A 25,417-nucleotide genomic window follows, 5' to 3' on the forward strand; every position below is an offset into this window, starting at 1 on the left:
AAGAAAGTTAAATCCTGTGCTTGACTCTTGTGGTTAAAAACAGGACATTTTAAATGGTTTATCGCATAGACATTTTAATTGGTGAATAACATAGAACAATAAACCTCTGTGAAATCAAAGTGTTTTTCAAATCGATGCTAAACTAAAATAGCATGAATCATCATGCTATTTTGTAGTTATAAGAGCCTCCCATGCTGTACTCCATGCCCAAAAAAATCCAATTTGCTCCATCCCAAGCCAAATGGCAGCTTGCATCAAATGAATCTGTTTTGGTTTTAGTCGGATTGCAAAACTTGCGTATGCAACAGGGCATACAAGACAGCGACCTAATGAGTCATCTGATCCAGATCAGTAATAAAGCCAAAGCACTCGATATTCCGATTGTTGACTTATATGGTGATGACCTGATGCAAGGCATGCAGCAATTGGGAGAATATGCCTCAATGCATCCGCAACTGATTTTTGCCGGGCAGGTTACACCGATGCTGAAACAGATTTTGCCGCATCTGATGAGTGTGACGGATCAAATCGGTGTGGTCGATGATGTGATTTTATTGGCGAATCAAGATCAGCATATTCAGTGGATTGAAAATATTTCGGCACAGGGGATACATCACTTAAATACCTATAGCCTGACTCGCTTATGGGATTTAAGCGCACCTTCCGAATATGTATTGTCGACCAAAGGTATTATGTTGGCTATCGCAGAACAGCTGGATATGGATGCTCTAGAAATTGATCCCTATGTCAATCTAAAAAATTATGGTCTGGATTCGGTAACGATGGTGAGTCTGATCGGTATATGGCGTGCACATGGTGCCAATATCCGTTATGAAGATGTGCTAAAACATCCGTCTTTGCATGAATTGGCAGGCTTCATTTTACAATCCTCAGGTTGATGCGTTGCGATTGAGCATTTTTATGCGCTAAATCGGAAATTTCATCGTCATTTACATAAATGCGCATTGTAATTCTTGGCTAAGCTTTCTATCATTGCCGCCTTGTTTTTCGCGATCAGCCTGGGATTGAACTTTGAGTAATTTTCTAACCGAACATCTGATACATCGTGATGACGATTTTATGGTCATCCACAAACCTGCAGGTTTACTCACAGTTCCCGGTAAAACAGAAGATTTACAAGATTGCCTGATCAGCAGATTAGTAAAAATAGAACCAAAAACCTTACTGATTCATCGACTGGATCGCGACACTTCCGGCATTCTGGTGTTTGCTCTAAGCAAATGGGGTCAAAAAACCATTTCCCGCCAGTTTCAGGAACGCCAGACTGATAAAACCTATCAGGCTGTGGTTGCAGGTACACTCGAAGGTGAAGGCACTATTGAAGTGCCAGTGGTGTATGATCCAAGCCGTCCGCCTTTACATATCGCAGATCCCACACATCATAAGCCGGCCATCACGCATTGGCAGGCGATTGAACATTTTAATATTCAGGGACAGCCTGTGACCCGGGTGAAACTGATCCCAATTACCGGCCGTTCACATCAGCTACGGGTGCATATGCAATATCTCGGACATCCGATTATTGGCGATACCTTATATGCGACATCCGAACAGCAACAGCTCAGCTCGCGTTTATGTTTACACGCGGAACGTTTGAGTTTTTATCATCCTCAAACAGAGCAGTTGGTCGAATTTTATTGTCCGGCGCCGTTCTAGGAAATACTTCTTTAATCGGCGTGAATTATGCTCACTTTTTAGTGGGCTTTATGTCAAAATACATTGCTTGAAGGTGTGGAATTTTGCTCCAATGACGTTTCGTGATTGAGCCTAATATTCATAATCTTGTACTTAAGATAAAGGTGGAAAAATTGCAGCAATTTGCTATTGGTCAACGTTGGTTATCAGATACTGAAACAGAACTCGGTTTAGGCGTTCTTATTGATGTTGATGAGCGGTCGGTCAGCATTTTATTCCCGAAAAGCGATGAAACCCGCGTCTATGCACGCAGCAATGCACCCTTATCTCGTATCGTATTTAATGTGAAAGATGAATTACAGGATCAGGAAGGGACCAAGTGGATTGTAGAATCCGTTGAAGACCGCAATGGCGTGGTACGTTATCATGTCGTTCGTACCTTGGAGGATGGAACTGAAGAACGTAAATCGCTGAATGAAACCCGTATTGGTGCCACCATCCAGCTGTCTAAGCCTCTAGACCGTTTATTGGCCAGTCAGGTCGATTATAAAGAATGGTATGACCTGCGTATTGAAGCACTGCTGATGCAGGCCAATATGCAAAGCAGTCCACTGCGTGGTCTGGTGGGTTCACGTGTCGGTCTGATTCCGCATCAGCTTTATATTGCGCATGAAGTTGGTCAGCGTTTTGCACCGCGTGTATTACTGGCCGATGAAGTGGGTCTGGGTAAAACTATTGAAGCGGGTCTGATCATCCATCAACAGCTGAAAACTGGCCGTTCTGAACGTATCCTGATTTTAGTGCCGGATTCACTGCAATATCAGTGGATGATCGAGATGCGCCGTCGTTTCAATCTTGAGTTCTCGCTATTTGACTTGACCCGTACTGCGTCGATCAAAGAACATGACCCTGAACAGAACCCATTCCTGACCGAACAAAAAATTATTGCCTCTGTCGATTTGATGGTTGACCATGAAGATCTTCGTGAACAGGCACTTGAAGCAGGTTTCGACTTGCTGGTAGTTGATGAAGCGCATCATTTGATGTGGAGCGAAGAAGATGGCGGTAATGACCGTTATGATCTGGTTGAAGAACTGGCTGAACATACGCCGGGCGTGTTGTTATTGACAGCGACACCTGAACAGCTCGGTGTAGAAAGTCACTTTGCACGCCTACGTTTGCTTGATCCGCAGCGTTTTAACTCGCTGGATCGTTTCCTCGATGAAGAAGCGCAATATCAGCATACGGCTAAAATTGCAGAAGTGTTGATGTCAGACATGCCGCTAGAAGCTGAGCATCTTACTGCGATTGAGGCCTTGTTAGGTCATCCGATTGAAGATCATCCTGAACAGCGTTTCCGTGCCATTCATGAACTTTTAGACCGTCATGGTACAGGCCGTATCCTGTTCCGTAATACGCGTGAAGCGATTCAAGGTTTCCCGGGTCGTGACTGTCAGCCAGCGCCATTGCCAGCACCAGAACACTGGTCTAAAGATGGTAAATTACGTGAGCAAATGTGGCCTGAAGAAGCTCAGCTAGATGGCTCGTGGATGGAAGCCGATCCACGCGTGATGTGGCTGATGGAGCGTTTGCGTACCGATTTAAAACACAAGAAAGTCTTACTGATTGCGCGTAGCGGGCCAGTGGTTGAGGCGTTGGAAAATGTACTGCGTTTACATGCCGGTATTCGTACGGCGATGTTCCATGAAGGCATGAGCTTGTTAGAACGTGACCAGGCCGCAGCTTATTTTGCTGAAGATTCGTATGGCGCGCAGATTCTTCTTTGTTCGGAAATCGGTTCAGAAGGACGTAACTTCCAGTTTGCCTCTGATCTGATTCTGTTTGACCTACCTGCGAACCCGGACGTGTTGGAACAGCGTATTGGTCGTCTGGATCGTATCGGTCAGGAAAACCGCATTCAGATTCATGTGCCTTATCTGGTGGGAACTGCACAAGAACGTATGTTCCGCTGGTATAACGAAGCGCTGAATATCTTCAGCAATATTTCTCCAGCTGCACAAACCTTGCAAGAAAATTTTATTGTTCGCTTGAAAGACTGTCTATTGGCAGACAAAGGTCAAGAGTTTGAAGACCTGCTGGAAGAAGTTAGCGTGCAACGTGAAGCGCTGGAAGCTGAATTGCAGGAAGGTCGTGACCGTTTGCTTGAATACAATTCTTGCCGTCCGGTGGTGGCGCAGGAAATTGTCAACGCGCTTGAAGATTATGATGACAATACCACTTTGCCGATTTTCATGAAGCGCTTTATGGCATCCACAAATATCGACTTTGACGAGCAAAGTAACGGTACAGTGATCATCAAGCCAACCGATCAAATGCAGGTTCAAGGTTTGACGTTGGATGAAGAAGGGATTACAGCGACTTTCTATCGTGATCAGGCACAAATCCGCGAAGATGCGCAATACCTGACACTGGAACATCCATTCACTGAAAGTGTGATGGAAATGATCAATACGCAAGGCTTTGGTAGCACTAACGTTGCGGTACTAAAATCTGCAGCACTGCCACAGGGTTCGGTATTACTTGAAGTATGGTTCAAGGTCGATGTGGTGGCACCGAAAGCATTGAACTTGCCATCTAGCTTGCCGCAACAGTTAATCCGTGTCTTGCTCAGTGAAAAAGGTCAGGATCTCTCCCAGAAGATTGCACCAGAAATCCTGAAGCCTTATCTACATCATTTGGATGGCAATAGCTGTCGTCAGGTGGTGAAAGCACGTCGTGATGTGATTGAAGCGCGTTATCAGCAGGCACTTGAACTGGCACGCAGTGCTTTGCCGGGCTTCAAGCAGCAAGCTAAAGAAGTGTATGGCAACAAATGGCAATACGAAATTGATCGCCTGACCTATCTAAAGCAGTTCAACCCAAGTATCCGTGAAGATGAAATTGCGCGTTTACAGAAGTTGCAGAAAGAAGGTCTAAGCCTGCTGGATGGTCTATCGGTAACACCGGAAGCAATTCAGGTGATGGTCGTGGTCAAGCCTTAAGCTTTAAATCATTAAAAAATGCAGCTTTCGGGCTGCTTTTTTTATAGGCAAAATCCGGGTTTATTATTTATTTGGTCGGAGAATGCTGGTCTGTTATTTTCCTCCTGTTTAAAATTAGGCTACTGAATAATAAGAATGACAAAGTATGTCAAAAGCACTGATTACCCTTGGCACAAAGACCAGTCATGGCGGCATGGTGACTGAATGCGAACTCTCTTTTTTGATCAATGGTATTGCCGTGCATTTAAATGGTATGAAGCATTATTGTCCCAAATGCCAGACTATGGTCACCGCAATTTCCAGCAATTTGTCTATTACTGTCAAAGGACGGGCAGTGGTCATCGCGGGGGATAAGGCCAGTTGCGGCGCGACTTTTCTACCGATGCAACATTTGACTGTATCGCAGAAATAGACTTTAAATTCTGAAGGAATACAGAGAAATGACTTTGAGGTCATGCTTTGAGCATTTTTGAGCTGCCGAATAAATCTTTAAAGCGGTAAGCTCATCTTACGATTTCAGGATGAATACGCACTGCGTTTAAAAATAATGAAGCAAGCCTTACATTTTACCCATGCCAATGGTATCCCTTCGGCAACTTATCGGAAGTTTCTGGACTGTTTTCAGCAAGACTATGAGGTCAAAGCGATTCCCTTTATCGGCATGAACCCACAATATCCAATTACGCGAGACTGGCGTTATCTGGTCGATGAAGTCATTGCAGATATCGAGCAGCAGTTTCCTCAGCAGCAAGTGATTGGCTTAGGACATTCCTTTGGTGGTCTGGTGACCCTTATGGCGGCGTATCGACGTCCCGAACTGTTTTCCAAGCTGATCATTATGGATCCACCATTTGTGATTGGAAAAAACAGCGCCATGTTTGAACTGATCAAAAAGCTGAATCTAAAAAGTGTCGATCGTTATACACCCGCAGGAATTACGCTAAAACGCAAAGATTATTGGCCATCGAAACAGGTCGCAATTGAAGCACTCCGGTTTAACCGCTTATTTAAAAATTTCGATGAGCAGTGTTTTGCTGATTATATCGAGAGCGGCATTCAGCCAGAACCTGAACGTGGTGGGGTGACGTTAACTATTCCAAAACAGATAGAAGTGGAAATCTTCCGGACTGTGCCAGCCTGGTGGTGGAGAACGCCACGCCGACCGCCTGAAGTGCCAATTCATCTGATGACTGCTGAGCAGAGCCAGTTTTATCAGCAGGGTTTGCCACAAGGTATGCAGAAGATTTATCGGATTAATTATTCTGTGGTTGAGGGCGGGCATATGTTCCCGCTTGAGTATCCGGAGGCCACTGCAAAGGCGGTCAAAGCCCAACTTGTACTTTTGTAATTATCATAAAAAAAGAGACGTTGATTGCGTCTCTTTTTATACTACTTCATGCAAATCGGAAAATTAACGTAGCTGAGAATCTTCCAGATGACGTGCACCTTCCAGAATCATCCGGATCATGATCATGGTCTGTTCGGCAATTTCTTTGCGGTCTTCGGCAGGCATATCAATCACATTGGCGCCCATGTTGAAGACCAGTTGGGTAATGGCTTTGGCGGCAATATCCGGATGAAATAACTTCTTGTTGTTTAGGCGTTCCAGACGAATCAAATCTTCTTGAAGTTCCTGCTGAAAATAATTTAACTGGCGTTCTACTGCCTGTTTATAAGATTTAGAACCGGTATAGCCTTCACGTAATAACAGGCTCAGATTGCCTTCATCGGCATCCAGCTGGGCAATAAAGACTTCTACAGAACTGCGGATAATGCTGTTCTGGCGAGAAGCTTGCAGACGTGCTTCATGCAAAATCTGACGCAATACAATCCCGGCACGATCAATCAGCTCAATGGCCAGTTCATCAATGTCTTTAAAATGACGATAGAAGCTGTTCGGTGCAATACCCGCTTCACGCGCGACTTCACGCAGACTTAAAGAGGAAATACTTTTTTGTGGCCCAATCAGATTCAACGCAGCCTGAAACAGTTCTTCCTTGGTAATGGTGGCCTTGCGACCGACACTCCGTACGATAATCGGCTCATCAATGCTTTTCGATTGTAATAAAGATGCGTCACTGCTTATTTTCATTGAAGGCTCGTTCATCAATAGGTTCATGCATGAATCATTTTATTATAACCGAGCCAGTCAAGCTTGTGAAATGATTAGAAACAATACAGTTGTATATACAAATATATATACATGTGTATAATAATTAAAAACCCAAGGTGATGTCGCAAACGATGCATGTACTCCAAAAACTTAAAACGCCGTTGAATGCACTGTCTGACATTGTAATCGATCAGCATGCGATTAATTTCTGGATTCAGAAACTCAATCCTGTATGGTCGTTGAATCAGCCATTAGGCAAGATCGTGCATATAGAAAATGCAGCACAGGATATGCTAAGTCTGAAAATTCAGGTGAATCGCTTATTTAAGTTTGGTGAAGCAGGGCAGCATCATCCGGTCTATGTGGTGGTGAATGGCATCCGTTATGAACGTAGCTATAGCTTGACCCGTGTCGATTCTCAGCATGTATTGCTGAGCGTGAAAAAAGTCGATGCTGGTAAAGTCAGCACATGGTTTGCAGAACAGGCACAAGTGGGTGATGTCATCGAATTTGGTCACCCTTATGGTGATATGACCTTGCCTGCGCAGACGAGTCCATTGATTTTGCTTGCAGCAGGGAGTGGTATTAACCCAATGCTCAGTATGCTGGAAAGCTTGAGCAAAAAAGGTGAACTATCTGCACCAGTCACTCTCTGGTACTGGGTGAAGAAAGATCAGGATGCCGCATTTAAAGCACGGTTTGAAGAGCTTGCTCAGAAACATGCAAATTTCTCATTTCATGTGTATGCCACTCAAGAACAGCCAGCTGCTGCGCGTCTGGATGAAACCTATCTGACCGATCTGAAAAATCTGGAAAATAGCATCGTATATTGCTGTGGTCCTTCAGGTTTTGTATCTAAAGCAGAACAGCTTTTTGCTCAGGCAAAACAGTTTAAAGGTGAAGCATTTAGCATGAGTTTGGCGGATCTATCAGATACCGGCTTTATTAATGTCACCCTGACCCAGTCGAAAAAAATTGTCAGCATTCCAAAAGGCCAGTCCATTTTGGTGAGTCTGGAACAGCAAAATATTAAACCGACCCATGGTTGCCGTATGGGCATTTGTAATAAATGTGCCTGCAATAAAGTAGAAGGTTCGACCAAGAATTTGGTCAACGGTGCGCAAAATACCGAACCCGGTAACCTGCTCAAAATTTGTATTAACTCAGCGCAGACTGACCTTGTCATCGACTTATAAGCGAGTTTTATCCTATGAATATGCCAGTAAAATTACAGTATTTTAAAAATCCTAAAAACCGTGAATTAACCCAGTTTGAACTTGATGAACTTGCACGTGAACTTGATGCAATTAAACAAGAAGTGCTAGATGATCTGGGTGAAAAAGACGCCAAATATATCCGTCGTGTCTATTCAACCATTCGCTATTCATCGATTGCCGGTCGTGCTTTGCTGTTTGCAGGCTGGTTCCCGCCAGCGTGGTTGTTGGGGACAGGCCTGTTGGGCTTTGCCAAAATCATGGAAAATATGGAACTGGGTCATAACGTCATGCACGGTCAATATGACTGGATGAATGATCCTAAATTGAATGGTCAGACCTATGAATGGGATATCGTAGGGACTTCAGACAACTGGCGTCAAACACATAACTTTAAGCATCATACCTATACCAATATCAAGGGTATGGATGATGATATCGGTTATGGTTTATTACGCCTCTTCCCGGAACAGCGCTGGAAACCGGGTTATTTACTACAACCAATTTATGCAGTGCCATTCTGTTTATTGTTCCAGTGGGGTGTTGCGATTCAGAATCTTGAATTGGGTAAATACTTCAAAGGTCGCAAAAGCAAAGAGCAGACCAAAGAAGAATGGCGTCCAATGCAGAGCAAAATTGGTAAACAGTTGTTTAAGGATTATGTATTCTTTCCATTGATAGCAGGTCCTGCGGCTTTACCGGTTTTGACCGGTAATATGGTGGCCAACGGTCTGCGTAATATCTGGACCTTTAGTATTATTTTCTGCGGTCACTTTACCAAAGATGTGGAAGTATTCCCGAAATCGGTACTGCAAAATGAAAGTCGTGGTCACTGGTATATGCGCCAGATTCGTGGTTCATCCAATCTGACTGGTTCTGAGGCTTTCCATATTTTAACCGGCCATTTAAGTCATCAGATTGAACATCATCTGTATCCTGATGTGCCTGCACGTCGCTATCGTCAAATGGCACCAAAAGTCCAAGCTGTTTGTGAAAAATATGGTTTGAACTATAACAATGCCAGCTTGGTAAAACAGTACGGCAGTGTGATCAAACGTATTGTGAAATATGCATTTCCGTTTAAGAAATAATTTTTCTTAAAGCTAAAAAACCACTTCATTTGAAGTGGTTTTTTTTATTTAGGAGGCTAATACTTACAGGAAGTAAAAGCCCTGATTGCGAAGCTATTTAAGATAATTTCAAGGCATAAAGTAAAAAGTTAATCTGCCATTTATAGCATTGTCTAAAGGTGTTTAGTAGGGTCAGCCAGATAAAATAGAAAGGACTAATATGGCATCGAATGAGCTGAAATATTAATTTTTGGAAGCTGTTGATCTTGACCCTCAAAATAGCTTTGCTGCGCCAGACTGAGCATTTCTATATCTTCCTTGCTATTCCCATAAGCATAAATTTCAGCATAATTATCCAGATTATATTTTTCTAGAATTCTAATTTTCTTTTGTGTGTTACTACAGTCAGGAGTTTGATAAAACCCTGTCAATTTCCCAGCTTTGATTTCAACTTCGCTACAGATTAAATCGATATTTAAATAACTGCACACCGGTTTAAGATACAAATCCAATGAGGCTGATACCAGCACGACTTCATGTCCTAATTGTTGATGCTGTTTAAGTTGTTCTAATAATTTCGGATTCAACTTGAATATTAGTTGTTGTGCATAATCCTGAGCTAATTGCAGAATTTCCTCTGCATCACTGTTTTTAAACATGCTGGCATACAATTTGGGTCGCATGCGGTGTGCCGGATAGAAATTTAAATAATAGGCCTGTATCCATGGCAAAATTTGCATGCCGCGTTTCACAATATGCCGTTTTCTTAAGGCATGGAAAATGAACCCGGTAAAGCTATCATGTAGATACAGGGTTCCATCAAAATCAAATAAGGCTAGAGTTTTAGATTTTTGATTTTGCGCATGCATGTTTGATATCGACCATCGACGCGGGTAGCAAACCAGTTAGTATTATAATCACGACTTAATTTTGGTCCGGAAATGACCACTTCAGGCATAATGGCATAGATAGGATCTTTACCCGTTTTTTCCTGATAAAGCTTGCTGACACCACGATAAGTCATCGTATCTTCAAAGTCTTTATCTTTTTCTTTCTTTAAATCAGCTCGGATTTGACGTTCAGTGATAATAAAATTATTTTTGGCAAAAACACTGATTAACTCACGCTCAGATTGACTCTTCTGCGAACGGATCGCGCCATCTTTAGTATAGAGCAATAAGTCGCCATCCAGATCAAGTTCGGCTTCAGTTAAATCATTTAACATGCTCTGAAAAGCGGCATTTCGACTGGAATACATGCCCGAGTTATAGTCCGCAAAACGATAAATTGGCTTGTCATAATCCGCCGGATACATCATCAGGCGATGAATCCCATAATACAGACCGCCATATTGACTGTAGAGATCGGTACGTAACTCTGCGATATTGCCGCCTTGGCGTTTATGTTCTTTCGCATAGCTGATATGTACCTGCATTGAACCCAAGGTGGTAATTGGATTCATTTTCTCGCCAATATTCTGGCCGACCAGTTTGGCAGCACCAGTCAGGGCGCTAACATGATAATGCTTTGACATATAATCAAATATTTCACGATATAATTCGTCGAGTTCACGTTCGGTTTTGACCCGGCGCATCTGGCTTAAGTAGTTGTCTTCAGGACTCGGATGGTTCTTGAGAACTTCCTGGAAATATCCTGCAACTGTGCCACCAATTGCTTGACCAAGCTTATCTTTGAATTTTTCATCAAGGCGACCTTGGACTTCCTTAACCGCCTTTTCACCCAAACCCGGAACAGTAGGATCTGCAACAAAGTTAGATTCCTGATCAACCACTGCCACAATCGTACAAACATTTTCCTTGGTCTGAGGAATGCCGAGCTGTTCGGTAATGTCATAAATATCTTGTGCCCAAGACTCACGTTGGTTGACACGGTTTGGAATAGCTTTGCGAATATGTTCAACTTCAAGTGTCGGTTCATCATCTTTTGACCACCATGAACCATTGCCACAACCGGCAAGACCCAGAGAAAGTACAAGTACAGACAATGACTTAAAAGAAAAACAAGAAGCGAAAGTTTTATTCATGGTGTCGTAAATTAATTGAAAAGATGAGCGAATAAGGCAGATGCAGTATACTATGCCCATCAAAAAAGTGATGAATTTATATGTATATTGGTCCATATCAACTGTCAAACAATTTGATTGTCGCTCCCATGGCAGGTGTGACCGATCGTCCGTTTAGAACCTTGTGCAAATACTTTGGTGCAGGCCATGCGGTCAGTGAAATGATGACATCTGACAAAACTTTGCGCATGAGTAAAAAGAGCTTATATCGTGCCAATTTTGATGGAGAGCTGGCACCGATTTCAGCGCAGATTGCTGGTTCAGATCCCCATGATCTGGCTGAAGCGGCACGTTATCAGGTGGCCAATGGTGCGCAAATTGTTGATATTAATATGGGCTGCCCAGCCAAAAAGGTCTGTAACCGACTCGCCGGTTCTGCTTTATTGCAGGATGAAGATCTAGTTGCGCGTATTCTGGATGCAGTTGTGGCTGCAGTTGATGTGCCAGTGACCTTAAAAACCCGTCTTGGTTATTTGAACGGCCAGGAAAATATTATACGGGTCGCCAAACGGGCTGAACAAGCCGGAATTGCGGCACTGGCTTTACATGGCCGTACCCGTGAAGATATGTACCTGAATACCGCGCGTTATTCTTTAATCAAAGACGTAAAGGAAATGTTGAAGATTCCCGTGATTGCTAACGGTGATATCGACAGTCCGGAAAAAGCCAAATATGTGCTGGATTATACTGGTGCAGACGCAATTATGATTGGTCGTGCAGCACAAGGTCGGCCCTGGATTTTTCGTGAAATTGCCCATTATTTGAAAACCGGTCAACATCTTGATGCACCGAGTATTACAGAAGTGAAAGATGTTCTATTGGGACATTTGACAGAATTATACGAGTTCTATGGCGAGTATTCCGGCTGCCGGATTTCCCGTAAACATATTGCCTGGTACACCAAAGGACTGCGTTCTAGTAATGAATTTCGTCAAAGCATGTATCAGGTAGAAAATACTGCTGACCAGTATCGGGTAGTAGAGGATTATTTTAATGCACTGCTAGAACATGGTTTAACCATGAATGATGTACAAGTCGAGCAGGTGAATTTACTGGAAACCAAGTAATGGCGGGCAAAATTCAGCGAATCAAGTAATATTTTTTGTGTGAAATCCCTACCTTTTTTATCTTGAGCAGGCTGATTTTTGCATTCTGTTTACACTTCAGCCTGTCTAATACATAGCAGCACAGTTTGTTCACTTAAACTGGACAGGACTTGGACATTGCTTACTCAAGCTTCCTCTATGATGAATCTATCCAGATATAAACCAGATGTGATCCATCTTGTTTATCGTCATCATTGAGGGAGATCTGTAATGACAAATACCAATCGTCCAGTCACAGAGTTTAGCCATAAAACGTCAACGGAATTGCCACAAGAACGCAGTGAAGGCCTGAATATAAATCCAACTGATACCAATGCACGTCCAGATTTGAATACACCCGTGAAAGACAATCCTCGTGTTCCAGACATGAATGAAGGTGAGGATAATCTGGCTGCGACCAGTGCCGGTACTTTGGGTGGAGCTGCGGTAGGCGCAGTTGCAGGTCTGGTAGGTGGCCCTCCAGGTGCAGTGGTGGGTGGTATTATCGGTGGTGTTGTTGGCGGTATTGCAGGTAATGACATTGCAACACCTGATCATGAGAAACAGGCAGATAATTACCAGCACCCAGAGAACTTTCCTGAGGCAGATAACTATCGACATCCAGATCATTTGAGTGCAGAAGATAATTACTGGAGAGATGAGTATCATAATCGCCCGTATTTCAATGAAACGCGTAGCACATATGGCGATCTAGATTATGATCGTGATTATCGCGGTGCTTACCGGGTCGGTTATGAAAATCGTCCGATGTATGAGCATGATACGGATTTTGACCGTGCCGAACCTGAACTGCGTACCAAGTGGGAACAGTTAAAAGGTGAGTCCCGCCTCAACTGGGAAGAAGCGAAATTTGCAGTTAAAGATGCCTGGCATCGTGTCACACGCTAATTCTAGATAAATTAAAAACCTCTCCATGTGGAGAGGTTTTTTTATGATTCAAGTATTAAAGATGCTTCATTTCCAGTATGAGCTGGTTAATCAGATCGGAAGCTTCCATTTCACGAATCTGTGCCACGTTCGAACCTGCCCAGAATGCACCATAACCTTGATCCCCATGTTTGGTAGCAGCAGCATGTAATTGCTTGGCCAGATCATAAGTATATGGATAAGCGGGAACATCCAGCCGATCGGGTGTATCCACCTCAATATGCCAGTGGTTAATAATGCCACGTGCAGGACGACCGGAAATACTGGCACTCACCTGAGTGAGTGGCTTGGAAAATAAGGCTTTACGATAGGCATCATTGGCATTAGAAGATTTACACTGCACAAATGCAGTCCCAAGTTGCACGGCATCTGCACCGAAATCCATCATTTGACGCGCTTGCTCACCCGTCATAATCCCGCCTGCCGCTACAATCGGCAAGGAAGAATGCTGTTTGATCAGCTTCACCAGATTGGAGGTTTTGACTGAAGCATCAAACTTGGTCGAGAAAATCCCGCGATGGCCACCAGCCTCAATACCCTGCGCAATAATGATATCAATTCCGGCTGCTTCAATGGCTTTAGCTTCGGCATAATTGGTGGCAGATACCATGGTCAGAATCCCGGCCTGTTTTAGGGCTTGAATCTGATGCGGATGTGGAATCCCAAAATGAAAGCTGACTGCTCGCGGTTTGATTTCTAATACCAGATTCAGAAAGTCATCATTGTCTTTAAAACTCGGATAAATACACTCCAAATGATCTGGTGCCTGAGCGCCATATTCGGCAAATTTATCTTTAAACTGTGCAATCCATGCCTGCGCTACAGTTTCATCTATAGGCACACTCTCATGACAGAAAAAATTGACCTGAAAAGGGCAATCTGTCAGTTCTCGAGTTTTTAAAATCTGTTGTCGTGCAGTCTCGATACTGCTGGCCCCCAGACCCAGTGAGCCCAAGCCGCCCTGATTGGAAACTTCGGCAGCAAGCTCAGGTGTAGAGACACCTGCCATCGGTGCCAAGAAAATAGGATGTTTAATTCCGAGATTTTCTAATAAAGACATAGATTTGCTCCTTGTTATGCTTTTACTTTGCCCTTGAGCACAAAATTAAGCAAATCATATTGGTTATTTTATTTTGAAATACTGCAGCATGGGTTACGTATTATTTACATTTCTTGCGACACGCTACGTCGCCAAAAAGATAGAACTTTTATTAGCTTAGAATTGAACACTTTATAATAGCTTTTTGGTCAAATATTTTTTGAGCTCATGTCTGATCGTATCCGTGAAAAACTGCAAATTTTAGCCGATGCTGCCAAGTATGATGTGTCGTGCTCATCAAGCGGTAGCAACCGTAAAAATAAAGAAAAGGGTGTGGGCAATACCGGGAATGGCATTTGTCATAGTTATACCGAAGATGGCCGCTGTGTGTCCTTATTGAAAATTCTGTTCTCTAATGTCTGTATTTTTGACTGTTCCTATTGTGTTTCGCGCCGTTCCAATGATGTCCAGCGTGCAGCATTTACCGTGCAGGAAGTCGTCGATCTGACCATGAACTTTTATCGGCGTAATTATATTGAGGGTTTGTTTCTCAGTTCGGGGATTTTTAAATCGGCCGATCACACCATGGAACGGATGCTACAGGTGGTCAAAAAACTTAGACTCGAAGAAAACTTTAATGGCTATATCCATCTGAAAACTATTCCGGGTGCATCACAGGAGATCATTACCGAAGCTGGACTGTATGTCGATCGTATGAGTATTAATCTGGAAATGCCGACGGAGGCGGGACTGCAAAAATTTGCGCCTGAGAAAACCCATGCCGAAGTACAAAAAGACTTGGGCATTGTGCGTGACCGGTTGATCCAGCTCAAAGATGAACGCAAGCTGATCAAGTCCGTTCCAAAATTTGTACCTGCCGGACAAACTACACAAATGGTGGTGGGCGCGCATAGTGAAACCGATCAGGACATTATTTTAATGGCTGACCGGCATTACAAGGAATTTAAGCTGAAGCGGGTGTATTTCTCTGGCTATATCCCGATTAATCCTGAAGATAAAGCCTTACCTGCTATCGGCTCAGCACCGCCATTATTAAGAGAAAACCGTCTGTATCAATCTGACTGGCTGATGCGTTTTTATGGCTTTGCTGCTGATGAAATTGTCGATGATCAGCATCCGAATCTGGAGCTGGAGATTGATCCTAAACTCAGTTGGGCCTTGCGTCATTCTGAAGCCTTTCCAGTCGATATTAACCGTGCCGACTATAAAATGATTCTACGGGTACCCGGCATAGGCGTGCGTTCTGCCCAGAAAATTGTACAGGCACGCCGTTTTGGACAGATTCATATTGACCAGCTAAGGCGCATGGGCGTGGCTTATAACCGGGCGCAGCATTTTATTCGCTGTGCGGATACACCGAAATTTAAGAAAGATCAGCACGCCCATCAGATTCGCCAGCAAATTTTGATGTCAGGGCAATCCAAATATCAGCAGCAACTTTCACCTCAATTAGGATTTGGTTTCTAGTGGCAAGTTACTGTTTTGATGGCAGCATGACTGGTCTGCTCAGTTGTGTATTTCGTGCTTTCGAGTTTAAAGAATTTAACGTGATAGTGACGGCCAATCCTCAAGCACAAACAGGTTTATTTGATGAATTTATCCATGTGGCCTCTAATGATCAGCATGGGCAGCGGGTGTGGCAGGGATTAAAGCAGAAAGTATCTTCCAGCAGTTTGCGTGCTTTTTACTATACGTTTTTGTCAGAGCAGGAAGCAGCGTTCCAGACTCTTTTTGATTTTGCAGTCTATGTCTTTCAAAACCAGCGTCCAGTCGATAAAGATTATGGTCATACTGCGGTGATCGGCATGTCGCAATGGGCCAAGCAAGTGGGGCGGGAAAAGCATCGTATGGAGGCTTTTGTACGCTTTAAAAAAGCCAAAGATGGTTTGTTTCTGAGTCTGGTCAGACCGGATTTTAATGTCTTGCCGATTATTTCCCGACATTTTCAGGAGCGTTATCAGGATCAAAGCTGGCTGATTTATGACGAGCAGCGTAATTACGGTATTTATTATGATTTAAGGCAGATGCATCAGGTCGAGATGAACGCTGAAATAATCGATCCACAAATCCGGATTGGTCATAGTCAATCATTCAGTATTGAACTGGATGATCAAGAGCTGCTATATGATCAGCTCTGGAAAGACTATTTTAACAGTGTGAATATTCAGGCGCGCAAGAACATGAAATTGCATATTCAATATGTGCCAAAGCGCTACTGGCGTTATATGAATGAGAAATTACTTTAAACAGTACATCAAGCTGCTTTCAGATATAATAAGCATTGGTATATTTAAATTGAGTGTATAAACATGAAGGTATGGCTAACGTCATTAGCGCTGCTCACTGGATTAACTGCATGTTCGGAACAACCACAAAAACCGGTCGTAGATCCAGCCAAATATCAGGTTCAGACCGCACAGGAACTGCAGCAACGTTTTGATGCACTCAATGTCCAGTTAGCCCAAGACTTTCAGGAATTTAAGAAAGTCGAAAGCATTGCTTTCGCGCACCAGTTTCCTTTAGATGTCAATAATCTGCAAAGCTTGAACCAGCATCTCGTTAGCAGTACCGCATTAAAACCTAGTAAAATCGCCTATTGCGATATGATGAATAGTTATTTTGCCGATATGTTCCGTTTGGGACATTACAATCTGGAACTGGTCGATGACATTAAATTGCCCAATGCCAAGAATGAAAATTTAAAAGCTAATTTCTCTGATGCTGATCATTTTTATACCTTTATTCTGGATCGTTATACGACTTATCGTCAGGTTCAGCAGACCATGGGTTATGGCTGTAATTTAAAAGCTGCGCTGTAAATCCTAAAGCCAGAAAAAAGCCCATCACAGATGGGCTTTTTTGATTTTAAGCATTAGCAACCGGTCAGTTTTTCAGGCTGCGGTTTTTCATTCGGGAAGAAAATCGGACGAAGTTTTACCCCGATCCCATTACCAATAAAAGCGAAGACCAGCCATAACCAGCCATGCAGACTACCCGACGCAATTCCACTGAAATATGCACCGATATTACACCCATAAGCTAAGCGTGCGCCGTAGCCCAGCATTATGCCACCTACAACAGCAGCAATCAGTGAACGTTTTGGAATATTGAAATTCGGCGCAAATTTACCTGCCAAACTTGCTGCCAACAAAGCACCCAGCATGATACCGAAGTTCATCATTGAGGTAATATCAAACCATAATGATTCTGCCAGTGCTTTAGCATTGCCTGCTTTTTGCCAATAATCCCAAGAAGCTACATCAACACCCACAAGCGTAGCACCTTTGGCACCCCAAACTGCCAGTGCAGAGGTCACGCCCCAAGGACGACCTGCCAGTGCCAAAGTGGCAAAGTTGAGTAAGGTCAGAATAATCCCGCCCCAAATCAGAGGCCATGGACCACGAACAAAGCGCTTCCAGCCCTGATATTCACTGCGTGGCTCAATTTCCAGGCTGCCATGACGTTTCTTTTCGAAATAAACAGTTGCCGCAGCAATGATGGCAAAAACGATAAAGCTCAACAGCAATCCAGGAAGAACGCCTAAACTTTCTACCAGTGAAATAGGCTCAAGATGTGGCAGAGCAAACCACCAGTCAAGGTGCGAGGTCGCAATCACAGACCCGATACAGAAGAACAAGAGCGTCACCAGCATACGTGCACTACCGCCACCTACGGTATACAGGGTACCTGATGCACAACCGCCACCGAGCTGCATACCGATACCGAAAATAAAGGCACCAATCATGACTGACATGGAAACAGGGTTAACATTGCCTTTGACTGGGTTGCCGAACAATTCACCTGCACCTAAAGCGGGGAAGAACAGTAAAACTGCCAGCGCCAGCATAATCATCTGCGCACGTAAACCACGGCCGCGACGTTCCTTGATAAAGACACGCCAGCTCGAAGTAAAACCAAATGAAGCATGGTACAGGGTCATGCCCAGTGCACCACCAATCAAGAATAATAGAGCCTGATTTAAGCCTACGATTTGATAGGCACCGATTGTACCTATGATAAGCAAGATAAAAGCTGCCCAGACCGAAATATTCGACCGTTGGGAAGCAGCAACAATGACTGACATGGGAGATTAAATTTTAAAAATAAAGGCTGGTATTCTACTGAATTTCAGTTTAAATGCAGCCCATTTTACCGAGTGAATTACAATTAAGTCATTCTAATACTTGATAAGTTTTATCAGTTTATCTGATTTTATCCACTCACTTAGATAAAAAATTGATCCTATCAAGAAATAATGCAATTTCAATTTAGATCATTCGCTATTTAAAATCATCTCTGATAAAAAAAGCCTGCAATTGCAGGCTTTTAAACGTCAAACTGAATGCTAAAATCAGTTTTCAGCTTTTTCCCGAACTTCTCCGGCACCTTCTTCAACTGCCGCAGCAGTTGCTGCAGTTGCTTTACGTGCTGCTTCCGCAGTGGCATCTGCTGCTCTAGACGTTGCAGCAGCTGCTTCGTCCGCTGCCTGAGCAGTATTTTCTGCGGCATTATCCATTGCTCGTTCGGTTTCTACCGCAGCCTCACGGCTGGCATCTTCCATATCATGACCGGCTTGATTGGCTGCATTTTCTAAATGCTCACCTGTGGTTGCACCAGTTTCAGGCGCTTCTTCTTTACTACAGCCGACTAAGGCAACAGTGGTCGCCAAACCTAAAGCAATTAGTAATTTATTCATCGAGTAATATCCTTTTGTTGTTGTAGAGCTGCAATCTAATTTAGCAGCCATTTATTTAGATTTATGCTAGCAAATAGATCAACATTTGTTGATTAACTGTAACTTTTTTCGATACTTATAATGTAATGGCTTAGTCTGAAGTTATTTTAAGTTTCATGGAATAGCGATATTCAAAGAGAGGGGAGTTTCAAAAGTATCATTCTAAAGGCAGGTTATAGTATGAAGCTTGGCATTTAAATATTTGTCATCAGGACCTAGAGATAATTCTAAAAATGAAAAAATAAAAGACATAAAAAAAGCCTGCATGATGCAGGCTTTTTTTAAGAAAAACTTATAGACCAGCAGAGGCTTTAAGCGCTTCCACTTTGTCAGTTTTTTCCCAGGTAAAGGCAGTATCAGAACCTTCACGACCGAAGTGACCATAAGCAGCAGTTTGCTTATACATCGGCTGGATCAGGTCAAGCATACGGGTAATGCCATATGGACGTAAGTCGAAATGTTCACGAACCAGTGCAATAATCAATTCTTCAGAGACTTTTGCAGTATTGAAGGTATTGATTGAAATTGAAGTTGGCTCAGCAACACCAATTGCATAAGACACCTGAATTTCACACTTGTCAGCCAGGCCAGCAGCAACGATGTTTTTCGCCACATAACGACCTGCGTACGCAGCAGAACGGTCAACTTTAGATGGATCTTTACCAGAGAAAGCACCACCACCGTGACGTGCCATACCGCCGTAGGTATCTACGATAATTTTACGGCCAGTCAAACCACAGTCACCCACAGGACCACCGATCACAAACATACCCGTTGGGTTGATGTGGAATTTGGTGTCTGCATGGAACATGTCAGCAGGAATGATTTTCTTCACAATCTCTTCAATCACAGCTTCTTTCAGGTTCGCTTGAGTGATTTCAGGATCATGTTGAGTCGAAAGAACGACTGCATCTAAACGAACTGGTACGCCATTTTCATAAGCAAACGTTACCTGGCTTTTTGCATCTGGGCGTAACCATGGCAAGGTGCCATTACGGCGTAATTCAGCCTGCTTTTCCATCAAGCGATGCGCATATGAAATCGGCGCAGGCATTAATACATCAGTCTCGCGGCTGGCGTAACCGAACATTAAACCTTGGTCGCCGGCACCCTGATCTTCAGGTTTCTGGCGGTCGACACCTTGAGCAATTTCAGGTGACTGTTTACCAATCATGTTGATCACGGCACAGGTTGAACCATCAAAACCAAGATCAGAATGGTGATAACCAATTCCGTTTACGGTATGACGTACAATTGCCTCAAAATCAACATTTGCTGTCGTTGTGATTTCACCGGCAAGTACAACCGCACCTGTTTTTACAAGCGTTTCACAAGCAACCCGTGCATATGGGTCTTCTTTTAAGATTGCATCCAAAATAGCGTCACTGATTTGGTCAGCCATTTTATCTGGATGGCCTTCGCTTACAGATTCCGAAGTAAATACAGCGTACTCGCGCATAGTCCTATCACAGTTAATTTTAAAGACCCGATATGTTACATCGAGTTGCGCTCTAGGACTAGCTTAACACGACAAAATTGGTCGAAATTGTTTCAAATTATTGTGTTTTTAATTGATTAATAGAATTAAAAAAATTGATATGTCTATTGAGACAGCATTATTGATTGGGGAATATGAAGCAACAATATTTTAATCCGTCAGACTGTCAGAAAATTAAATGCTTAGATTTCCGATTAAATCTTAAAAAAATAGACGATAGAAAAAATACAAAGCTCAAAATTCAAAATTTACTTAAGCAAGTGATCATTACATCAATAAAGCAGATTCAGGCTGTGCGCCTTGCGACCAAATGTCTTGTTGATGTTCGGGTATATCTTCATATTAGCGCTAAGTCTTCAGCATTGGCTGTTTAGGAATGGCGATATCTTTTGCTATGGACTTCTTGGAGCAAGACTGTACGGAGATCAGAAATCATGTATCAAAAGGCATTTACCCTGATTGAAGTGCTGATCGTGCTCATCATTATCGCGATTTTAGTGACGATGGCTTTTATGAGTTATCAAGCTTATGTCGTGCGTAATCAATTGGCCGAAGTGTTTGAACAGGCTGGAGCATATCGAACCCAGTTTATTGCTTCGGATCAGCACTGTGATGCCGGACGCCAGATTGGTGGGCATGGTCAATATATCGAAAAAGTCATTATTAATGCCGCTTGCCGGATAGAGTTCAAGATACGAGAGCAGGGAGTCGATATGGCCATTCGCGGGAAATCAGTCGCTTTTGATGTTCATAGTGGCAAATGTTATTCCACTGATATTCAGCAGCGCTATTTGCCTAAAGATTGTCAAGGACAATAAGTCTGCCGAGGTTGGAAATTAGCCTAAGCAAATTAGATTTCACCTGTATATCAAACAATCCTGCCAATATTTTATAAAATTTAATATAAATTACATTATGAATAGATCAGAGAATTGTATGAATTTTCTTCAAAAATAATGGTGTGAGACATATGAAATAGAAACAAAATCAGCGTAAATTCAATCCTGTTTATCAGCTTGAAATCCAGATACAGAAATTAAAGTCGCTTTTGAAATGCAGGATAATTCAATCTGTAAACCAGTAGAGCGAATCAAAGCCGAAGAAGAAATGTGGAATAATTGTACGATAAGGCAAGAGACACTCAATAAACTGATAAATATTGTTGGTTAGTCTTTACCCCTCGCTGTTTTTTTAAGACAATAGACAGCAGTTTTGAAAGTCTTTTCATCATTTCCTATTTCTGAATATTTTGGACTCTGATTTATGACAACCCCGCTTAATGAACGTCGTATTGCAAACGCAATTCGTGTATTGGCAATGGATGCTGTGCAAAAAGCAAACTCAGGACATCCAGGTGCTCCAATGGGGATGGCAGATATCGCTGATGTGGTTTGGCGTGAATTCATGAACCACAACCCGACCAACCCGAATTGGGCAAACCGTGACCGTTTTGTATTGTCAAATGGCCATGGCTCTATGCTTCAATATGCGCTTCTTCATTTAACGGGCTACGATCTTTCGATTGAAGATCTAAAAGCATTCCGTCAACTTCATTCTAAAACACCTGGTCACCCGGAATTGGGCTATGCGCCAGGAATTGAAACGACGACTGGTCCTTTAGGTCAAGGCATCGCGAATGCTGTTGGTTTTGCACTGGCTGAAAAAACCCTAGCTGCACAATTTAACAAAGACGATATCCAAGTTGTAGATCACTTCACTTACTGCTTCCTTGGCGATGGCTGTTTGATGGAAGGTGTTTCTCACGAAGCATGTTCTTTGGCAGGAACATTGGGTCTGGGCAAATTGATTGCTTACTATGATGACAATGGCATCTCGATTGATGGCGAAGTGGAAGGCTGGTTCTCTGACGATACAGAACAACGCTTCCTGGCGTACGGCTGGCAAGTGATTAAAGTTGATGGCCACGATGCAGATGCAATCCGTCAGGCAACGATTGAGGCGAAAGCTGAAACTGCTAAACCAACCATCATTATCTGTAAAACCGTGATTGGTTTGGGTTCACCAAACAAGCAAGGTAAAGAAGACAGTCATGGTGCACCACTCGGTCATGACGAAATCGTCTTGACTCGTGAAGCGCTAGGTTGGACTGACGAAGCATTTGTGATTCCTGAAGATGTTTATGCAGCTTGGGATGCGAAAGCCAAAGGTGCTGAATCAGAAGCAGCTTGGAACGAAACATTTGCTGCTTATGCTGCAAAATATCCAACTGAAGCCGCTGAATTTAAACGTCGTTTATCTGGTGAATTACCGGCTGACTTCGTTGCAAAAGCGGATGCCTATATTGCAGAAGTGAATGTCAAAGCTGAAACAATTGCAACGCGTAAAGCCAGCCAAAATGCATTGCAAGCACTTGTTCCATTATTGCCAGAAGTTCTAGGTGGTTCTGCGGATCTTGCAGGTTCTAACCTGACCCTTTGGAAAGGCGCGCAAGGCGTACAGGACAATCCGGCAGGTAACTACGTACACTATGGCGTACGTGAATTCGGTATGACTGCAATCGCGAATGGTGTTGCACTGCATGGCGGGTTCATCCCTTATGTAGCAACATTCCTGATGTTTATGGAATATGCACGTAATGCGGTACGTATGTCTGCATTAATGAAACAGCGCGTGATCCATGTGTATACGCATGACTCAATTGGTCTGGGTGAAGATGGCCCAACGCATCAACCTGTTGAGCAGATCGCATCCCTTCGTGGTACACCAAACCTAAATACATGGCGCCCATGTGACACCGTTGAAGCAGCAATTTCTTGGAAATCTGCATTAACGCGTGCTGAAGGTCCAACCGCATTGATCTTCTCTCGTCAGAACTTGCCATTCCAAACCCGTACTCAAGCTCAAATTGAGAACGCTGCGAAAGGTGGCTATGTATTGGCTGAAGAAAAAGGCGAATTGAAAGCCATCATCATTGCAACTGGTTCTGAAGTTTCTCTGGCAATGGAAGCTTACGCACAGCTTGAAGGCGTGCGTGTGGTATCTATGCCATGTGCTGAAGAATTCATGAAGCAAGATGCGGCTTATCGTGAAGCGGTTCTTCCATCGAATATTCGTGCACGTGTTGCTGTTGAAGCTGCACATGTAGATTACTGGTGGAAATTTGTAGGTCTTGATGGTCGCGTCATCGGTATGACGACATATGGTGAATCTGCACCTGCAAAAGATCTGTTCCAGTTCTTCGGGATTACCACTGAAGCAGTTGTAGCAGCTGTAAAAGAGATTACTGCATAATCAACTGATTCGGCGGTTTATTAAAAGGCGCTCCAGTTTTGGGGCGTCTTTTGTTTTTCGCTTTTTAGCGTTGTTTTCATGTGGCAACCGTTAGAAAGTTCTCCCATAGTCGATATGAAAGAGTGAGATGAACATGAGCTTGTATGAACAAATTAACGATGAAATTACTTTAATGGATGCAGGCGAACTCAAGTGGATTGGACAGGAGTTAGCTCTTGAAGCGATGGTTGCAGTTGATTTAATGCTGCAAGAATTAGCCGAAGAAAAGGTCATTAAAGTGCGTCGTAAAAATCATGAAAAGACGACTGGCCTAAAACAAGTTGATCGTATTCTGGTTGAAAAACTTTAAACATAAAGCATGAAAAGTCCCTGATTGGGGCTTTTTTTATGCCGGATGATTTTCATCTGACAGGTTGCTTATGAGCACCAGATGAGATAAAGCTAAGTTTAGGCCGCTATAAAAATTCAGCGACTACTATCGAAATGACTTAAATTAAAGAAATAAGCCAAAGAAGCGGTTAAACATGAATATACAGCCCCAGATCCAGATCAAATCTTTAGAGCAAATATCACAGGCAGAATGGCTATTTTTATGGCAAGACTATCAACGCTTTTATCAGGCGCAAATTTCGGATGAGGTGAGTAAAAATACCTGGGATAAATTAACCAATTATGAATTAGATTCAATGTACGGTTTTGCTGCGCTAATGGATGGAAAGGTCGTAGGGATTGTGCATGTCATCGAACATAACAGTAGCTGGACAGTAAGACCTTATGCCTATTTGCAGGATCTATTTACCCATCCGGACTATCGCGGACAAGGCGTGGCGCGTAAGTTGATTCAACATGTCTATCAGGTTGCACAGCAGCGTAATTGCGACCGGGTTTACTGGCTGACTCATGAATTAAACCATCAGGCACAAGCGTTGTATAACAAAGTCGCCAAGAAAACTGGATTCATCCAGTACCGTATGGATTAAAGCTCAAAAATTAAAAAAAATAACTTACAATTTTATCGTTTCATCACTGCAACAAAACGTTTTATCTTTAGGGCTGTAAACGGTTCCAGATTCTATACACTTAATAACATCCAAAACGTGAGATAAAAACATGAATTTCAAAACATTAGTATTAGGCTTGGCGGTCGCATCTGTAGCAACAGTTTCTATGGCAAAACCAGTGGGCTATACGATTGACCCGACTCATTCAGCAACTGTTTTCTCTTGGAGCCACTTTGGTTTCTCTACACCATCTGCAAACTTCAGTGACATCCAAGGTACCATTAATGTTGATAATGAAAAACCTGCGAATTCTTCGGTTAATGTGAACATCCCGGTTGCAAGCATTAATACGAATGTGAAAGCACTGGATGACCATATTAAGACAGCAGAATTTTTTGATGCTGCCAAATATCCGAATATCACTTTTAAAAGTACTAAAGTTCAGGTTTTAGGCAAAAACAAATACAAAATCACCGGTAACTTAACCGTGAAAGATGTCACTAAACCTGTGGTACTGGATGCAGTTTTAAATAAACAAGGTGTACACCCAATGACCAAATTACAAACGATTGGTTTTAATGCAACCACTTCATTTAACCGTTCAGCCTTTGGGGTAGGCGGTTATGTTCCAAATGTGGGCGATAAAATTACAGTGAACATTACTACCGAGGCTTTTGTTCCTGCTCCGAAAAAATAAGCA

Annotated in this window: 25 protein-coding genes; 18 read left to right on the forward strand and 7 right to left on the reverse strand. The window is 43.0% G+C overall.

The window, feature by feature from the left end:
• The first annotated feature begins 191 nt into the window (after positions 1 to 191).
• The 5 genes from NI469_RS06355 to NI469_RS06375 all read left to right on the forward strand — a co-directional run bounded on the left by NI469_RS06355 (position 192) and on the right by NI469_RS06375 (position 6,006).
• Positions 192 to 899 carry a phosphopantetheine-binding protein gene (locus tag NI469_RS06355; protein ID WP_253174645.1) on the forward strand — a complete coding sequence of 236 codons (708 nt, stop codon included), beginning with the start codon at positions 192 to 194 and terminating at the stop codon, positions 897 to 899.
• A gap of 133 nt (positions 900 to 1,032) precedes the next feature.
• Positions 1,033 to 1,677 carry an RluA family pseudouridine synthase gene (locus tag NI469_RS06360; protein ID WP_253174646.1) on the forward strand — a complete coding sequence of 215 codons (645 nt, stop codon included), beginning with the start codon at positions 1,033 to 1,035 and terminating at the stop codon, positions 1,675 to 1,677.
• Between the two features lie 143 nt (positions 1,678 to 1,820).
• Positions 1,821 to 4,658: an RNA polymerase-associated protein RapA gene (rapA, locus tag NI469_RS06365; RefSeq protein WP_114540805.1), complete on the forward strand. Its 2,838-nt coding sequence runs from the start codon at positions 1,821 to 1,823 to the stop codon at positions 4,656 to 4,658.
• Positions 4,659 to 4,803: 145 nt separating this feature from the next.
• Entirely contained in the window at positions 4,804 to 5,070 is a 267-nt protein-coding gene (locus NI469_RS06370) for a PAAR domain-containing protein (RefSeq protein WP_004646645.1), read from the forward strand.
• Positions 5,071 to 5,205: 135 nt separating this feature from the next.
• Positions 5,206 to 6,006 (forward strand): alpha/beta fold hydrolase, encoded by an 801-nt coding sequence (locus tag NI469_RS06375; protein WP_253174647.1) that lies wholly within the window; start codon positions 5,206 to 5,208, stop codon positions 6,004 to 6,006.
• Positions 6,007 to 6,069: 63 nt separating this feature from the next.
• Here the strand turns inward: NI469_RS06375 and fabR are convergent, their stop codons facing one another.
• The gene (gene fabR, locus NI469_RS06380) at positions 6,070 to 6,750 is read right to left on the reverse strand and encodes an HTH-type transcriptional repressor FabR (protein WP_004646648.1); all 681 of its coding nucleotides are present in this window, start codon (positions 6,748 to 6,750) and stop codon (positions 6,070 to 6,072) included.
• A gap of 152 nt (positions 6,751 to 6,902) precedes the next feature.
• Here fabR and NI469_RS06385 point away from each other — a divergent pair, with 152 nt between their 5' ends.
• Together NI469_RS06385 and NI469_RS06390 are read left to right on the forward strand one after the other, a co-directional pair.
• Positions 6,903 to 7,967, forward strand: a complete 1,065-nt coding sequence (locus NI469_RS06385; protein WP_253174648.1) for a flavin reductase family protein — start codon at positions 6,903 to 6,905, stop codon at positions 7,965 to 7,967.
• Positions 7,968 to 7,981: 14 nt separating this feature from the next.
• Positions 7,982 to 9,076: a fatty acid desaturase family protein gene (locus tag NI469_RS06390; RefSeq protein ID WP_004646650.1), complete on the forward strand. Its 1,095-nt coding sequence runs from the start codon at positions 7,982 to 7,984 to the stop codon at positions 9,074 to 9,076.
• 194 nt (positions 9,077 to 9,270) lie between these two features.
• Here NI469_RS06390 and NI469_RS06395 read toward each other — a convergent pair whose 3' ends face one another.
• Together NI469_RS06395 and NI469_RS06400 are read right to left on the reverse strand one after the other, a co-directional pair.
• Entirely contained in the window at positions 9,271 to 9,924 is a 654-nt protein-coding gene (locus tag NI469_RS06395; protein WP_004729896.1) for an HAD-IB family hydrolase, read from the reverse strand.
• Positions 9,891 to 11,099: a DUF1615 family protein gene (locus NI469_RS06400; protein ID WP_004646653.1), complete on the reverse strand. Its 1,209-nt coding sequence runs from the start codon at positions 11,097 to 11,099 to the stop codon at positions 9,891 to 9,893. Before NI469_RS06400 ends, NI469_RS06395 begins: the two co-directional genes overlap by 34 nt.
• A gap of 80 nt (positions 11,100 to 11,179) precedes the next feature.
• Here NI469_RS06400 and dusB point away from each other — a divergent pair, with 80 nt between their 5' ends.
• Together dusB and NI469_RS06410 are read left to right on the forward strand one after the other, a co-directional pair.
• On the forward strand, positions 11,180 to 12,205 hold the full coding sequence (dusB, locus tag NI469_RS06405) for a tRNA dihydrouridine synthase DusB (RefSeq protein ID WP_004646654.1): 1,026 nt from the start codon (positions 11,180 to 11,182) through the stop codon (positions 12,203 to 12,205).
• Positions 12,206 to 12,454: 249 nt separating this feature from the next.
• On the forward strand, positions 12,455 to 13,132 hold the full coding sequence (locus NI469_RS06410) for a hypothetical protein (RefSeq protein WP_253113048.1): 678 nt from the start codon (positions 12,455 to 12,457) through the stop codon (positions 13,130 to 13,132).
• Positions 13,133 to 13,187: 55 nt separating this feature from the next.
• Here the strand turns inward: NI469_RS06410 and NI469_RS06415 are convergent, their stop codons facing one another.
• The gene (locus NI469_RS06415; protein ID WP_253174649.1) at positions 13,188 to 14,231 is read right to left on the reverse strand and encodes an NAD(P)H-dependent flavin oxidoreductase; all 1,044 of its coding nucleotides are present in this window, start codon (positions 14,229 to 14,231) and stop codon (positions 13,188 to 13,190) included.
• Between the two features lie 207 nt (positions 14,232 to 14,438).
• On the opposite strand from NI469_RS06415, the gene NI469_RS06420 reads away from it, so the two are divergent.
• The 3 genes from NI469_RS06420 to NI469_RS06430 all read left to right on the forward strand — a co-directional run bounded on the left by NI469_RS06420 (position 14,439) and on the right by NI469_RS06430 (position 17,050).
• Entirely contained in the window at positions 14,439 to 15,698 is a 1,260-nt protein-coding gene (locus tag NI469_RS06420; RefSeq protein ID WP_253174650.1) for a putative DNA modification/repair radical SAM protein, read from the forward strand.
• A complete protein-coding gene (locus NI469_RS06425; RefSeq protein WP_004279976.1) occupies positions 15,698 to 16,477 on the forward strand; it encodes a TIGR03915 family putative DNA repair protein in 780 nt (259 codons plus the stop codon). The genes NI469_RS06420 and NI469_RS06425 overlap by 1 nt, the downstream gene beginning before the upstream one ends.
• Before the next feature lie 63 nt (positions 16,478 to 16,540).
• Entirely contained in the window at positions 16,541 to 17,050 is a 510-nt protein-coding gene (locus tag NI469_RS06430) for a hypothetical protein (RefSeq protein WP_253099615.1), read from the forward strand.
• Between the two features lie 53 nt (positions 17,051 to 17,103).
• Here NI469_RS06430 and NI469_RS06435 read toward each other — a convergent pair whose 3' ends face one another.
• From NI469_RS06435 to metK, 3 genes are all read right to left on the reverse strand, one after another.
• Positions 17,104 to 18,315 (reverse strand): YeeE/YedE family protein, encoded by a 1,212-nt coding sequence (locus NI469_RS06435; RefSeq protein WP_253174651.1) that lies wholly within the window; start codon positions 18,313 to 18,315, stop codon positions 17,104 to 17,106.
• A 267-nt stretch (positions 18,316 to 18,582) separates the two neighbouring features.
• Entirely contained in the window at positions 18,583 to 18,927 is a 345-nt protein-coding gene (locus NI469_RS06440; RefSeq protein WP_005104359.1) for a hypothetical protein, read from the reverse strand.
• A gap of 331 nt (positions 18,928 to 19,258) precedes the next feature.
• Entirely contained in the window at positions 19,259 to 20,425 is a 1,167-nt protein-coding gene (gene metK / locus NI469_RS06445) for a methionine adenosyltransferase (protein WP_004646663.1), read from the reverse strand.
• A 173-nt stretch (positions 20,426 to 20,598) separates the two neighbouring features.
• Here metK and NI469_RS06450 point away from each other — a divergent pair, with 173 nt between their 5' ends.
• The 6 genes from NI469_RS06450 to NI469_RS06475 all read left to right on the forward strand — a co-directional run bounded on the left by NI469_RS06450 (position 20,599) and on the right by NI469_RS06475 (position 25,414).
• Entirely contained in the window at positions 20,599 to 20,838 is a 240-nt protein-coding gene (locus tag NI469_RS06450; RefSeq protein WP_253174652.1) for a hypothetical protein, read from the forward strand.
• 60 nt (positions 20,839 to 20,898) lie between these two features.
• On the forward strand, positions 20,899 to 21,282 hold the full coding sequence (locus tag NI469_RS06455) for a prepilin-type N-terminal cleavage/methylation domain-containing protein (RefSeq protein ID WP_253174653.1): 384 nt from the start codon (positions 20,899 to 20,901) through the stop codon (positions 21,280 to 21,282).
• A gap of 445 nt (positions 21,283 to 21,727) precedes the next feature.
• On the forward strand, positions 21,728 to 23,716 hold the full coding sequence (gene tkt, locus NI469_RS06460) for a transketolase (RefSeq protein ID WP_253174654.1): 1,989 nt from the start codon (positions 21,728 to 21,730) through the stop codon (positions 23,714 to 23,716).
• Positions 23,717 to 23,849: 133 nt separating this feature from the next.
• Positions 23,850 to 24,065 (forward strand): hypothetical protein, encoded by a 216-nt coding sequence (locus NI469_RS06465; protein ID WP_180038561.1) that lies wholly within the window; start codon positions 23,850 to 23,852, stop codon positions 24,063 to 24,065.
• Positions 24,066 to 24,240: 175 nt separating this feature from the next.
• On the forward strand, positions 24,241 to 24,696 hold the full coding sequence (locus NI469_RS06470; RefSeq protein WP_253174655.1) for a GNAT family N-acetyltransferase: 456 nt from the start codon (positions 24,241 to 24,243) through the stop codon (positions 24,694 to 24,696).
• 130 nt (positions 24,697 to 24,826) lie between these two features.
• Positions 24,827 to 25,414, forward strand: a complete 588-nt coding sequence (locus tag NI469_RS06475; RefSeq protein ID WP_253174656.1) for a YceI family protein — start codon at positions 24,827 to 24,829, stop codon at positions 25,412 to 25,414.
• Positions 25,415 to 25,417: the final 3 nt, after the last annotated feature.

The organism is Acinetobacter lwoffii, assembly GCF_024129735.1.
GTDB lineage: Bacteria > Pseudomonadota > Gammaproteobacteria > Pseudomonadales > Moraxellaceae > Acinetobacter > Acinetobacter lwoffii_H.